This window comes from Bianquea renquensis, assembly GCF_014384895.1.
Taxonomy (GTDB): Bacteria; Bacillota; Clostridia; order Lachnospirales; family Bianqueaceae; genus Bianquea; species Bianquea renquensis.
Map to the genome: position 1 here is coordinate 1 of NZ_JACRSQ010000036.1, position 14,345 is coordinate 14,345.

The 14,345-nt window shown below is 49.3% G+C and carries 9 protein-coding genes; 1 reads left to right on the plus strand and 8 read right to left on the minus strand.

The window, feature by feature from the left end:
* The first annotated feature begins 273 nt into the window (after nucleotides 1-273).
* On the plus strand, nucleotides 274-2,019 hold the full coding sequence (locus tag H8730_RS15300; protein WP_249290106.1) for an ABC transporter ATP-binding protein: 1,746 nt from the start codon (nucleotides 274-276) through the stop codon (nucleotides 2,017-2,019).
* On the opposite strand, the gene H8730_RS15305 is transcribed toward H8730_RS15300, so the two are convergent.
* The 8 genes from H8730_RS15305 to H8730_RS15340 all read right to left on the minus strand — a co-directional run bounded on the left by H8730_RS15305 (nucleotide 2,016) and on the right by H8730_RS15340 (nucleotide 14,128).
* Nucleotides 2,016-2,900 (minus strand): nucleotidyltransferase family protein, encoded by an 885-nt coding sequence (locus H8730_RS15305; RefSeq protein WP_249290115.1) that lies wholly within the window; start codon nucleotides 2,898-2,900, stop codon nucleotides 2,016-2,018. The genes H8730_RS15300 and H8730_RS15305 overlap by 4 nt on opposite strands.
* Before the next feature lie 253 nt (nucleotides 2,901-3,153).
* Nucleotides 3,154-4,638, minus strand: coding sequence for a stage IV sporulation protein A (gene spoIVA, locus H8730_RS15310; RefSeq protein WP_249290108.1), 1,485 nt, complete (start codon nucleotides 4,636-4,638; stop codon nucleotides 3,154-3,156).
* A gap of 95 nt (nucleotides 4,639-4,733) precedes the next feature.
* Nucleotides 4,734-6,380: a response regulator transcription factor gene (locus tag H8730_RS15315; protein WP_177718036.1), complete on the minus strand. Its 1,647-nt coding sequence runs from the start codon at nucleotides 6,378-6,380 to the stop codon at nucleotides 4,734-4,736.
* Nucleotides 6,374-8,161, minus strand: a complete 1,788-nt coding sequence (locus H8730_RS15320) for a sensor histidine kinase (RefSeq protein ID WP_249290109.1) — start codon at nucleotides 8,159-8,161, stop codon at nucleotides 6,374-6,376. The genes H8730_RS15315 and H8730_RS15320 overlap by 7 nt, the downstream gene beginning before the upstream one ends.
* 82 nt (nucleotides 8,162-8,243) lie before the next feature.
* Nucleotides 8,244-10,493 carry a heparinase II/III domain-containing protein gene (locus tag H8730_RS15325; RefSeq protein ID WP_249290111.1) on the minus strand — a complete coding sequence of 750 codons (2,250 nt, stop codon included), beginning with the start codon at nucleotides 10,491-10,493 and terminating at the stop codon, nucleotides 8,244-8,246.
* 80 nt (nucleotides 10,494-10,573) lie between these two features.
* A complete protein-coding gene (locus H8730_RS15330; protein ID WP_177718042.1) occupies nucleotides 10,574-12,226 on the minus strand; it encodes a type 2 periplasmic-binding domain-containing protein in 1,653 nt (550 codons plus the stop codon).
* Between the two features lie 39 nt (nucleotides 12,227-12,265).
* Complete coding sequence (locus tag H8730_RS15335; protein WP_177718044.1) at nucleotides 12,266-13,150, minus strand: carbohydrate ABC transporter permease; 885 nt, start codon at nucleotides 13,148-13,150, stop codon at nucleotides 12,266-12,268.
* Between the two features lie 12 nt (nucleotides 13,151-13,162).
* Nucleotides 13,163-14,128 (minus strand): ABC transporter permease, encoded by a 966-nt coding sequence (locus H8730_RS15340; RefSeq protein WP_177718046.1) that lies wholly within the window; start codon nucleotides 14,126-14,128, stop codon nucleotides 13,163-13,165.
* Nucleotides 14,129-14,345 lie beyond the last annotated feature (217 nt).

The window sequence follows — 14,345 nt, forward strand, 5'->3', positions numbered from 1 at the left end:
CCCTTTTTTACAGTTTGCAATCCCTTTTCCTCTTTTTCTGTCTCTGTTTCCACTTATTTCTGCCTCTTTTTTAGCTTTCCCAGGCTTATTTCCACTACGTTTCTCATAGTAACTCCATCTCTGTTTCCTCTGTGGGACTTACTTTGGGAATTTACGGGAATTCCGCATGGCCTCCCATATGTCGTTGGATGTTAGCACAAATTCATCGTTTACGATCGAGTTTCCCTATGCTATAATAGATCGAAATGAGAGAACAATCTTGGAGGTAGGAAAATGGGATTTACAAGACGACTGATCTTGATGGCGAGAAAACATTGGGGGACACTGCTGATAGCCATTATGGGTATCATTGGCACTTCCCTCCTAAACCTGGTAACTCCGGAGATCGTAAGGAGGCTGACGGCCTCCCTGGGAAGTGGTGGTCAGCTGACAGATCAGCTGCTCCTCACCTACGTCATCGTTTTGACCGCCGCATATCTGCTTCGAGCCATCTGCCGTTTCATCAGCATGGCCATCAGTCATGTGGCCGCCTGGCGCTTCGTCCCAGACTTAACACTGACCGTCTACGACAAACTACAGTCCCTTTCCCTAAAATACTTTCAGGATAAACAGACGGGTGAACTCATGAGCCGCATGGTCAACGATACCCGGCAGATTGAGCTGCTGGTGGCCCACGCACTGCCGGACCTGATTAGCAACAGCCTTGTCGTCCTCAGCGTTGCCGTCATGCTGTTCGTTATCAATGGAAAGCTGGCACTGCTGACATTGATTCCTGTCCCCTTTGTGGTCTTCGTCAGCACCCTTTTTTCGAAAAAAGTGGCCCCCCTATTCCGCATCAATCAGCAGGTTCTAGGAGAGCTTAACGGCGTTTTACAGGACAACCTATCGGGCATGCGTGAGATCCAGACCTTTGCCCAGGAGCAAACGGAGCATGAGAAGATGGTCAAGCACTGTGAACGCTATTCCAAGGTGAACATACATGCCAACTACGCCGCGGCACTTTACCATCCAGGTGTTGAATTCGTAACCTCTCTCGGAACGGTCATCGTTGTTGGTTTCGGCGGGTATATGGCTAGCCGCGGCACCATGGAGGTGGCGGACGTGGTTGGGTTTGTTATGTACTTAAGTCTGTTCTATCAGCCGCTAGCGGTCCTGGCACGCCTGGTGGAAGACGTCCAAACCACCTACGCCGGCGCCGTGCGGGTTTTCGACATTCTTGACGCCCAATCGGATGTGACAGAGGGCGCGGATGCCCAGGAACTGACCCAGTGCGAGGGGAGAATTACCTTCGATCACGTATCCTTTTGTTATGAGGAGACAGAGCCCGTCCTGCAAGATATTAGCTTCGAAGTACAACCCGGCAAAATGTTCGCCATTGTCGGGCCTACAGGTGTGGGAAAGACGACGATTCTCTCCTTACTGGAACGGTTTTATGACCCCCAGTCCGGTCGAATCCTGCTGGATGGCCAGGATATCCGGCATTTAACTCTACATTCGCTGCGGAATCAGATTTCCATGGTGTTGCAGGACACCTTTCTTTTCAATGGCACCATCGCGGAGAACATCGCCTATGGTATGCCAAATGCCAGCCGCGACGATATAGTGGAGGCCGCCACATCCGCCAACGCCCTTTCTTTTATCCTTAGTATGCCGGCGGGCTTTGACACTTTAGTCGGGGAACGCGGCGTCCGCCTGTCAGGGGGCCAGAAGCAGCGCATTGCCATTGCCCGCGCAATTCTCCGCAGAACGCCGATCCTGATCCTCGATGAGGCGACTTCCGCCGTAGATACGGAGACGGAGAGCGAAATCCAAGCGGCCATTGATCAACTGGCAGGGAGCCGGACGATTTTGGTGATCGCCCACCGCTTGTCAACGGTGATGCGGGCCGATGAAATCCTCGTGCTGGAGGACGGCCGTGCTGTCCAGCGGGGAACTCACGAGGAGCTCTTACGTCAGAACGGTCTATACGCGAAGCTGTGCCACATCCAGCAGATCGGCGGCGATCCACAAAAAAGTTAGCCAAATACTTCGCGGTTGCGCCGGATTTTCTCCAGATCTTGTTTCGTCAGGTCCTGCTGGATATACTCCAGCACAGAGGGCGCGTCCAGCCGCGCAGAAAAGTCCACTCTCCACCGTTTGCGCTCCTGTTCCGAAAGGCCGTACCAATCCAACAACGCTTCGCCCTCCTCACTGCGCAGAATCTCTATGTATGGCTGCCACATAGCGTCCGGAAAGACAAGGCTGGAATAGTAGACCATATAAAAGGCGTAGGGCCTTGCACCGCATTTTTCGCATTGTTCCTTAACGGCTGCTGGAGAACAGGTCTTTGGATTTCTTTTCACGAGAAAATATAGATCTTGAAATAGATTCCTTCGAATATAGTTATGCTCTGCCAGAAGGTACAGCGAATTCATCTCTTTATAATGGTGCAGGACAAGTTGCACAAACGTCTTATCCATTGGCAGTGTCATTACCGTCACACCATAGATTTCCACCGGTTCGGCGTCGCTTATAAAATCGTCCATATCCACCCGGGGACCCGTATACTCCCCCCAGAAAATGTCAAAATTAATGTCCAGATCAATGGACAGGAAGGCTCGCCTTTTGACATAGGGTTTAACCTGGTGAGAAAAAGCCAGCGCCATCACCGCCTCACGGCGGTTTCTTGTTGTGGTGGAAAATCCGTGTTGCGTCAACACTTGATCCATCTCCTCCAGATGATTGCGGCTGACCAAGATATCCACATCGCTGCTGGTGCGCTGTCCCACGTCTCCATAGGCGTAGAGAGACAGCACTTCGCCTTTGACAATCGCATAGGGAAACGCGATGTCCGGTAGAATGGCACTCACCTCGTTATATCGCATCTTTCCAATGATAGGATTTAGCTGTTGTGAATTCATCTCCAAATCAGTTCCTCCTCCGTCCTTGTATGTATGTGCCAGGTTGCGTGTAAACCCCCGGTATACATGGCGCCGCGAGGTTGCACACGTCTGCGCTGCGGTTTGTTCGCTTCGCTCACCGCGCGGCCGGCGCGTATAATCGCTAATGCGATTATTATACCATGTTTTCCAGAAAAAGGGAAGTGGCACATTGCGTGACAGCAAAAAAGGCCTTCGGTGAGCTGATGAAAGCTCCCTTAGGCCTCTCCACGCCTTACAAAATAATACAGATCAGACCGCCACGCCCTTCATTGATGACCTTTTCCAGCGTTTCCTGTAATTTGAGCTGGGCATCCTCTGGCATCTTGACGAGCTTATTGTTCAGTCCCTCATTGACCAACTCGTAGAGGGATTTTCCAAAGATCTCCGAATCCCACACTTTGCTCGGCTCTTCCTTCATCTCCTGATTGAGATAATTTACAAAATCCTCGCTCTGCTGTTGTGTTCCCACGAAGGGGTTGATCTCTGTCTCCACATCGGTTCGGATCAGATGGACGGATGGCGCTTTCGCTTTGATCTTGACCCCATATTTACTTCCCTGTCTGACGATCATGGGATCCTCTAGGGTCAATGCATCCATCAAGGGGTTCACGATGCCGTATCCGCGATTCATAGCTTCCTTAAAGGCATAATCCACTTTCTCATATTCTTTCTTCGCCTCCGCCAGGGATGAAATGGTGGAGATAAGCTGCCGTTCACTCTGAATCGGCAATCCTGTCATCTCCGTCAAAATGTCATAGAAGAGATGATCGTCCATCTGGACTTCCACCGTCGCCTCACCCTGGGCCATGTCTACATCATCCATGTGGATCTTCTTCACGCGGGGATTGTCGGATAAGCCCGCCACATAGGCCGGAATATCCCGCAGCTTGGCGACCTTATCCATCCCGCTTCGAATCGCCTGGATCATTTCCTGCTTCAGCGGGTGATCCATTTGCAGACTCTCCATCCATTTCGGCAGGAAGAACCGGACTTCCTTGGCAGGAAATTCCTCCAGAAGGGTCCGCATAATCTGCGCAATGTCATCCCGCCGCAGTTGCTTGCAGTTGACGGGCAGGACCGGCACGCCATGCTCCTTGGAGAGTGCCTCCGCCAAATTCCGGCATTCCTCGCCGTAAGGCCTCGCCGAGTTCAGGACGACGACAAAGGGTTTCCCCAGTTCCTTCAATTCCGCAATCACGCGCTGCTCCGCCCCCTGATATTCCTCCCGGTTCAGCTCTGTCACACTGCCGTCCGTGGTGACGACAATGCCGATGGTCGAGTGCTCCGCAATGACTTTCCGTGTCCCAATCTCTGCCGCCTGAACGAAGGGAATCTCCTCCTCAAACCATGGAGTTTTAACCATTCGGTTCTCGTTGTTTTCCATGTGGCCGATGGCTCCAGGCACCATATAGCCGACACAGTCGATCATTTTCGCTCGAAAACGAACGCCCGCGTCCTCCAGCGCCACCTCCACCGCTTCCTTCGGGATAAACTTCGGCTCTGTGGTCATGATGGTTTTGCCGTTACTGCTCTGTGGCAATTCATCCACCGTCCGGATCCGTTCATTTTCATCTTCAATATTGGGTATGATCAGCATCTCCATAAAATTTTTGATGAAGGTGGACTTCCCGGTCCGTACAGGCCCTACAACCCCTATGTAAATATCTCCGCCGGTCCTGGTGGAAATATCCTGGTACAGATTAAAATCCTCTGCCATAGTTTGCTCCCTCGTTTCATGATTTCGTTACTATATCGTATGAGGGAGAGGATAAGTTTAGAACCAGTGAGAAGAAGAATATCGCACGCCTCCACTCACGTTTTCTCATTGCGGTATTCGCCGGGAGTCTTGCCCATCATTTTCTTAAAAATGCGGGAAAAATGTTCTACGTTCTGATACCCCACCTTCTCCGCAATCTCATAGTTTTTCAGATTGGTATTTTTTAGAAGATGGGTTGCCGCCTGCACCCGCACGAAGTTGATGTAGGACACCAGGTTATCCCCATACTCTTTGGAAAAAGCGCGGCTCAAATAATTGGGGTTCACCCCCATGCTCTCCGCAATCTCTGTCAAAGACAAGTCTCTGTAATAGTTCGCCAGCACATATTTCTTGACCCGCTTTACTAAGCTGCTGGAGTGGTATTCCTGCTGCAACAGGGCTGTAACGGTTTTCTCCAGCCATTCGTTCATCTCTTTGAGAGTTCCATACTCTTTGAGATATTTCTCGAAATAATTCAAATCCCCTTGAAGTCGCTTCAGGGTATTGTTCTCCGCTGCATACTCCCTGAGGTAAAATACATAGCGCTGAAAGATACCGCGAACTTGCTGAATCTGAGAAAAATTCACCGAACTAGGCTGAATTTGATAGGCGCTCATATTCTCCTGAAGCCCCTTCATATCCCATGAGGTCAGCCTATCTCGAAATTCGGCAACAAGTCTTCCAAAATGTTCTGGGGCAATCTCCCCTTCTTTCGCTGTGGCCAGCGATTGACTCAGCAGTGTATCCTTTCCAAGAAGAAAAAAGTGACTGTTCAGCTCGTTCGCCTGTTCATACATCTGGGATGCTGTCTGGTTTTGCTCCTCATTCAAACCGCTAACCGAAATTATCGTCTCCATCAGCAAAGAATTCTGTAGGGTTTTTTTCACTGCAGAATAAAGGTCGTAGACCTTGCACTTTAACTCGAATCGCCCACCCTCCGAGGATGTAAAAAAGAGGTACTCATCGGGTTTATAGCAGACAAAAACGGTGTTCTGAAAGCCTTTGCAGAGCTCTTCCAACACATTATCCAAGGCAACCTCAAAGAGAAGATAGTTGTTTTTCCAATTATCTTGCAGGATCCGATGATAATCATCCATCTTCACAAGCAATATAGCTGTCGGCAGACTGTCTGGCAAAAAAAACTGGGCATATTCCTGCTGATAGGCCTCGGGAAAGGTGATATTCTTGCTGATAATATCGCGGAAGAACTTTTTCTTGAGCTCACTTCGACTGCTATCGACCATATTTTGCAGAGAACTTAACCGAGTGGCCATTTCTGCAAAGCGCTTCTTCTGCGCTAAATTCTTTTGCTTTTCCAAAAGCAGTCGGTTTTTCCTCTCCTCGCATTTTTGGAGGATATCGACGATCTGTTCCTCCGTCATTTCAGATTTCAAGGCATATTCCTTAGCTCCCAGCTTAAAAGCCTGCCCTACCATATGAAAATCGCTGTAAGCGCTCAGCACGACAAATTGGTATTCCGGGTCCAGCTCCATGGCGCTACAGATGAGCTCTAGTCCATCCATGACCGGCATTTTTATGTCGGTAAAAATGACATCCACCTTTCGACTTTTTAAGATCTCCAAGGCCTTTAATCCGTCCGAGACGGCTCCCACGATCTCACACTTCAGGGTCTGTGATTGAAAAAATCCTTGCATAAACTCTAGAAAAAAAGGTTCGTCATCCACAATCAGAATTTTTAGCAATCCGATTCACCTCCCATCTCTTCACCAAGCCTACCTCGCACTTTGAGCTTTAGCGTTACACAGGTGTATTGATTTTTTTCACTCTCAATCCATACGCCGCAGGATTCTCCGTACAGAATTTTCAGCCGGCTGTGAATGTTGTGAATTCCAATATGCCCCTCCCGCTCTGCCGTCGATGATTCCTGCATGACAGCGGACAGCTCCATATCCGTCATTCCGGTTCCGTTGTCTCGCACTTGAATCCAAAGTTCCTCTTCCTGCTGGAAGGCTCGAATCTCAATGCTGGCAGCCCCTTCGGCCTCGCTGACAGTTTCGCTCACCCCGTGTTCAATGGCATTTTCCACCAGAGGTTGGATGATCATATTGGGCACCTGACAGGACAAAAGCTCATGGGGGACCTGGATGGAAAACTGAATCTGATTATTATAGCGGACGCTGCAAATCTTGATATAGTCTCTCAGGTTGTTCAGCTCTTCCTCAAGGGAGATAAAATGATTGCGAACATTAATGGTATTTCGCAGCAATCGATTCAACGTCCCCAGCATATCCACAACTTCCACGCACCCCTGCTTCATAGCCGTCATCCGGATAGAGGCAAGAGTATTGTAGAGGAAATGCGGTTTGATCTGGTGAAACATAGCGCGGATCTCCGCCTCATTTTTGCTTTTCTCCTCCTGCATAGCCCTCTGGAAGTATTTCCCAAGATTTTCAGCCATCGTGTTAAAGCCCACATAGATCAGCCCGATTTCGTCCTTGCGGTTGGAATGAAGGCGAAGGCTAAAATTGTTTTCCTCCACCACCTGCATAGCATTGGCAACGCAGACAATATCATTGGTTATTCGCGAGATATATCGAAATAGGATCAATCCAAATAAAGTTACAATCAAAATGCTCACCAGCGTGTTGATGACAATGAGATTTCTCATACTATTGGTCAGAACATCCATAGGAATTTCCACACAGATCGTCCAGCCCGTAATGGTGGATGTGCTCAAGGTAAAAAGACTCCCGTTGTTGTCCGCCTTCACCTGCACCACATCGCCCTGCCCAACTTGAATCCCCTGAAGATTTCGCTGCAAGTTCTCCATGGAAGCCTGATCATAGCCTTCCACCGGCTGATTGGTTTCATTGAATAGATACACTTGGGCCCCGCTGGTTTCCTTGATCGGCCGATAGATCGCAGAAAAGACATCCTCCTCCAGCAGTATGACAATGACCCCCAGCCTATTGAGGTTTTGGTAATCCACAAAGTTCCGTGTGACAATATAGGCATTTTCTTGTGCAATCTGATTGTTGACCGGGTATACCCCCTTCCAACTAAATCGATCGGTTTGGGTATTTTCATCAATGACCTCCGGCGTTAAAAACTCCTTTATCGCATCCAGTGACGGATTGTAGTAGTTATACTTATATATGCTCTCTTTCCCATTATAAAATAGCATCCCCACAAACTGCGGGAACTGCTGCTGAAAGCTATTCAGCACCCAATCCACTCTCCGGTATGCCTCGTGAACCAGCCCATCGGGGTGATTAAAATCTGTCTGGGTCAAGTAATTCATGGTACTCTGCTCTGTGAAAATTAGTCTCACCGAATCCTCGACCGCCTGAACTTTCTGGTCAACCCCCTGCAAAATTTGCAGCGCCTGACTCTCGCAGGACCGATACACTTCCTTAGTATACAGTTTTGTAAAGGTCGCACTTGAAACCAGGTTGATGAATAAGCAGGACAAAAAAATTGCCATGGAGGTATAGAACAGCATCTGTGTCTTAATATGCTTCATGGAATCCTCCTCTTCTGTTGGAAATATATGGGCATCATCGTCATCATATCAGATTCCAGGAGTACCCTTCTTCAACTTTTGCCTATATGAGTTCAATGACTGTCCTGATTATACTAGAATTCCCCTGCCGAATAAACACAATCTGATTCAAGAATTTTTCCTGGAACATTTCCAGCTTGCGGAATTCACAGCGGCAGTTCTCCGGAATGTGGACCACCGCCTTTCCATTCTTGCCGTAAATGACCACGCAGTCCTCCCGCCTCTCCACCGGCAACATGGTATTCCAGAGAAATTCCACCCGATCGCAGCCACATTCCTCCCTCAGCTCATACTCATCCAGTATAACAAACTCATTGGGCTGGCGGCTCTGAATGGTTCGGGTCCATCTCTCATAGTATTGTCGATACGCCATCCCCGCATTCAAAAAAACTTGAAACCTCTGTTCATCCCCACTCCCGTGAAGGCTGATCGTCTCCATACAAGGGTTTTCCGCTGCCACTCTTGCCTTTGTTCCCGCCGGAACAAGGACATTATGGCGCTGGCACTGCTTGTAAATCATGGAATAGGAACTGCTGTAATCGCAGGTTCCGGGGTCCATGGCAAACGTCTGGCCCGCATATTCAAGAATAAAGCTTCCCTTATCCTCGTGGGCGTGACCGGCCCCGCTGCGATTTCCCAAAACCACCATTTTGACAGCCTTTCCCTTCCAGAACCTGTGGGAGGACGCCAAATTCATCTCCCGCATCAGCACAAAGGGCCGGACCTCTGCCCTTGATTTTAGTTCCATGCTCTGTACCATTAGGGCAAAGTAGTCGTCAGCTAGACCGCCGGAACGCGCCACCGACTTCCCAAAAATATTCACCCATGGGCTATCCTTTAAGAGATAGGCCATAAATGCCAGATGGGTTTGGGATAGAGTGGAATGGGCATCGCAGATGGGGATCATGTCCTGGTCATCATCTGTCGAGAGGAGAGCGTCCGCAAAATCAACCGACGCTAGCAGATTCTCTGGGGTAACCTCCTCAAGGCGTTTTCCCAAAGCACGGGCGTAAAGGTAAAGGGCCTGACCGCCATTTGCCCCCACACACGTAAAATAGGTAGGGCCTTCCACATATCCACCGTCCGGAAGAACCGTCTTTTGAATATTTTCCACAATGTCGCCATAGGCGATTTCCATGTAGGGGGCCACCCTCGGCCATTCTTTGAGCAAAAGAGCATACGCTGCCATCCGCCCGTGAGAGAACCAGATAAGCTGATTGTTTTCAAAAATATATTCATGCCGCCACGCATTGTAATTGATGGATGCCAAACCTTCCTCCGCCAGGCGTCGAAATAAACGGGACTTGGCAGAGGGCATAAAAAATTCATGCGCCAGATCATAGATAAACACGAGATCGTAAAGACAAAGAGACTGCACAAAGCATCGGTGTTCCCAGCTGCCAACTGGGAAATCGCAGATCATGCCGTCATCCCAGTGAGTGCAGGCGAGGATTGACATGGCATAGCGGGCGGCCAGATGAAGAGAAGCCGCATCCTTTTCCAAAATCCCATACATGGCAGCGCGAAGGCCGTTTCGAATCAGATAGTGCTGATTGTCCCGCACCCGGCAATAGCGGGTATCTTGCCAAAAATTTACAAAGTCATGGATGCATGTCTCGGGAGCAAAATACTTGTCATAGCTGGTATTCGGTGCGAAGGGCGAGGGCACCCCCTTCATTTTTTTCTCCTCGTATAGGGTGCGAATCTTCTCCAACTGCTCTTCTGAAATAAAAATTCCATAACATGGAGCGAAGGAGACGGGAGTCTCCACAGGGTACAGGCTTCCCTCCCACGCCGGATCATACTGGAACTGCGCTAGGTGGTCAAGGAGCCGCTGGCTATTTTGCAGACCTACCCAATTGAGCCATCCCATTCCCGTTCTGCACTCTGCCGCGTAGACTTCAATCCGAAGGCTGTAGAGCTGCGCACTTTCTTCCACCGGTAGCGCAATCTCCTGTTTTTCCTGCCCGAATGGAGCGCTCCTGATGGAGAGCAAGCCTCTGTCCGTTTCTGCCTCGATTCTGATTGCACAGCCGTTGGATACCATTGCCGATAGCAGAAGCATGTCATACCGGCTCACATCGACGGGGGGCTCATAGCGCTTGGATATGGCGAGCACTAGCTCCTGATCCTTCGAGTTCTGCCATTCGAAAGATACGTTGCACCACCCTTGCGCGAGCTCTGTCCCCGTCTCTGCGTTTCCATTCACCGTCCACCTGTCTATGGCACAGAGTTCAGGATCCCAGAAAGGTTCTAGAATCGACTCTGCCGTATTGATTGCTGTCGCTTTCATACATATTTCCTCCATAAAGAAGCGGGACACGCAGGGGAAACCCCGCATGTCCCGCCGAACTATACGTTTATCAAAGGGCGTTAGTCGATCTGGGCGATGATGCCGTCCATGATGGCGCCGCCCTCCTGGTAGGCGCGGTTGTATTCATCAGTTAATGCCTGTCCTCCCGCATCATACCACTTCTGCCGAATGACCTCATAGTCATCCAGAGGCCGTGTTCCCGTGATGATATCAATAATTCCGCTAAGGAATTCAGGATCAATATCGGCGCTGACAGACGTAATCTCAGTGTCTGTGAAGAAGCTTGCCCAGTCAATATAGCTCTCGCCAGGTACCAGCGTTCCTTCCAGAGCATATCGTCCCCATTCCGCATTATCCGTCCGCTGATAGCGATCCTGCAGCGCCGGCACACCCGGGGTCGAGTCAAGCATTACGGAGCCAAACTGCGCCTGCTTATTGACATCGGACACATAGAGGTCAACCTTAGCGCCGTTTTCATCCCGTTCCCAGTCGGTTCCTTCCACACCGTAACGGACATATTCCGCATCGTCAGTGTTGGCAGAGACAAAGTCTACAACCTGTAGGCAGAGATTCAACTTTTCTTCATCCTTAGCCAGGTGAGAGCCAAAAGTAGTGGAGGAAGTGATGGATCCCCAAGTCATGTAGCCATAATCTCCGTTCGGTCCTTTCAGAGCGGGACCGACTTCCAGTCTTGCGTTGGGATCGCCTGAGATAGCGTCCAGATAGAACTCTCCCTGAGGAGCCTGTGCACGGCCCCAGGTGGCAAAGGTATGGTAGGCAATATTTCCGCCTGCCACCTTCTGTTTGAAAATTGCATTGTCCGTGGTAACAAATTCAGGATCGATGATTCCCATGTCATACCACCGTCTTAACAGCTCAAGGCCATCCTTGATCTCATCCCGCATCCAACCAAAGGTTATCGTGCCATCGTCATTGACCATCCACTTTGATGGAAGGACGCCATAGGCGGCAAAGATGGAGGCAAACAGGTTCGCCGAAGCATCTTTTCCGCGGAAGGTCAAACCATAAGTATCGTTGCTGCCGCTTCCATTGACATCAGTGGCAATAATCTTCAGGAATACGTCCTCCGCCTCCTGAATCGTAGTGGGAACTTCCGTCACACCGACTTTTTCCAACATGTCCATCCTCCAGTGGTTGGAAAAAGGAGCGATAACGCTAGGTTGCATAATGGGCAGGCCCCAGTTCTTACCGTCTGCGTAGGCCGCCAACCAAACTTCTTCCCCATACTCCTTCGTCGCTTCATAGATGTTGGGAGCGTATTCCTTAGCCTTGCTTATGGGAACCTCACAGATAATCCCCTGTTTCACATACTGTGCAACTACATTCTGGCTGTCCCGGTAAATAATGTCCGGGATGTCGCCGCCGGCCACGCGGGTGTTGATCTGGTCCTGCCAAGTGGCGCGCTCGAAGGGCATAAAATCAATTTCAACATTGGGCATCCGTTCCATGAGCCGCTCTTCGGCCCCGTTGTCTTCCTCGACAGAGGATGATACCCACATCGCCCAGGAAATCTTGGTTCTTTCTCCAGTGGGAGCTCCGCTTTCACTGGAGCCCTCCGTGGGCTTTGAGCTGTCAGATGTACTGGTGTTACTGGTGTTACTGTCGGCAGCTGGTTTGCTGCAGCTGACTGCAAAGGGGATCACCATGATCACCGCTAGCAATGCAGACAGAATTTTCTTGCTTCGTTTCATTCTTACTCCTCCTTTATAAAAAATATATAATATTGTATATTACCCCTTTACTGCGCCCAGCATCACACCCTTTGTGAAGTATTTCTGAATGAATGGGTAGACGCAAATAATGGGGATGGTACTAACCATGACAATGGCGCCTTTTGTCGTCTCGGGCGTCTGGGGGGCAGTGCCCGTATCGATAGCGCCCTCCGGAAGATATTTATCTAGCTCATTTTCCAGCAGGATCCGCCGCAGGACAACCGGCAAGGTATACTTGGAGCGATCGTGCATGTAAATCATCGCGTCGAAATAATTATTCCAGTGCGCTACGGCAATCCACAACATGACCGTTGCCAGTACAGGCTTAGAAAGAGGCAGAACGATTTTATACCAGATGGTCATGTACGACGCCCCGTCAATACAGGCCGACTCCTCCAAACTGGGCGGCAAGCTCTCAAGAAAATTCCGCATGATGATCAGATTGTATGCGGTTACCGCTGTGGGAAGGATCAGTGCCCAGATGGTATTCATAATATGTAGATCCTTAACCAACAGGTAGGAAGGAATCATGCCACCGCTGAAAATCATAGTGAAAAGAATGATAAAGGTTACCAGCTTGTTAAAAGGCATATCGCGCTTAGAGAGAGGATACGCAGTCAGCGCTGTCACCCCTAGACTAAACACGGTTCCCACCACCACCCGGACTAGAGAATTCCAGAAACTCCGGATAATCTCGTTGGACTTAAACACCGTCTCATATGCCTGAAGCGTAGGAGCCGACGTAAATAGCCGCAGTCCAGGCTTCAGCGCCTCGGACCGTGGTGAGATCGAAAGGATGAATAAGTCCCAAAAGGGATAAAAGGTAATGATGACCAGAAGGGCCACAAAGATATAGCAGAAAATAATAAACACTTTATCGCGCTTTGTATCCGTTTTAATCATACTGCCGCCTCCTTACCACAAGCCGCTACCGCTGTCCGGACTGATTTTTTTCGTAATCAGGTTCACGGTCACCACTAGGATCAGACCTACAACTGATTTAAAGAGACCCACGGCTGTAGAAAAGCTGTAGCTCATATCCACGAGTCCTTTGCGGTACACGTAGGTATCCAGAATGTCAGCCACATCGTATACCTGAGGGCTGTAGAGGTTAAATACCTGGTCAAAACCTGCGCTCATGATGTTTCCCATGGAGAGGATCAACATGGTGGTCGCAATGGGTAGAATGCTGGGCAGCGTGATGCGGGTGATCCTCTGGATGCGGGTCGCCCCGTCCACAATGGCCGCCTCATACAGGGAAGGATCAATTCCGGAAAGAGCCGCCAAATATACGACGGAACTCCACCCAATTTCTTTCCAGATATTGCTGACGACTAAGATAAAGCGGAACCATTTTGAATCGGCAAGGAAATAAATTGAACTGCCGCCGAGTTTCTGTATGATGACGTTGACCACTCCACTGCTTGGGGACAGCAAGTTATTTAACAAGCTCGCCACGATAATCCAGGATATAAAATGGGGCAAGTAGGAAATTGTCTGGGCAATCCGCTTAAAGGTCTGGTTCCCGATTTCATTTAAAACAATCGCCAACAAAATCGGCATGGGAAACGAAAAGATCAATTTTAGGAAACTGATAATAATCGTGTTGGTCAGCGCGCGGGTCGCGGCCTCTGTCCCGAAGAACTTTGTAAAATGTTTTAACCCCACCCAGGGGCTGTCCCATATACCAAGGCCGATATTGTAGTCCTTAAAGGCTATCTGCAAACCATACATAGGTCCATAACAAAAAATAATGACCAGGGCAAGGCCAGGCAAAAGCATGAGATATAACAAGCCATACGGCTTCATCCGCTGCAGCAGAGTATGGTTTTGGTTCTTTTTACTATATGTTTCTCTATTTTTTAATGATGCTGCAGACATCTAAACACCTCCCTGTATGTAATTCGATTGAATACTATCAGTATATTGGCATTTTGCCTCTATCTCAATGATAAATTTGTACTTTTCTTGATCATTATTGACCTCATCTAAAATCATAGCCCCGCTTTTCCTATTTACTCTATAGGAATTATATTCTATTTGACCCACGATCAGCCTTATTCCATAGGCAATATGCATACATTTTGGCTTCTGCACC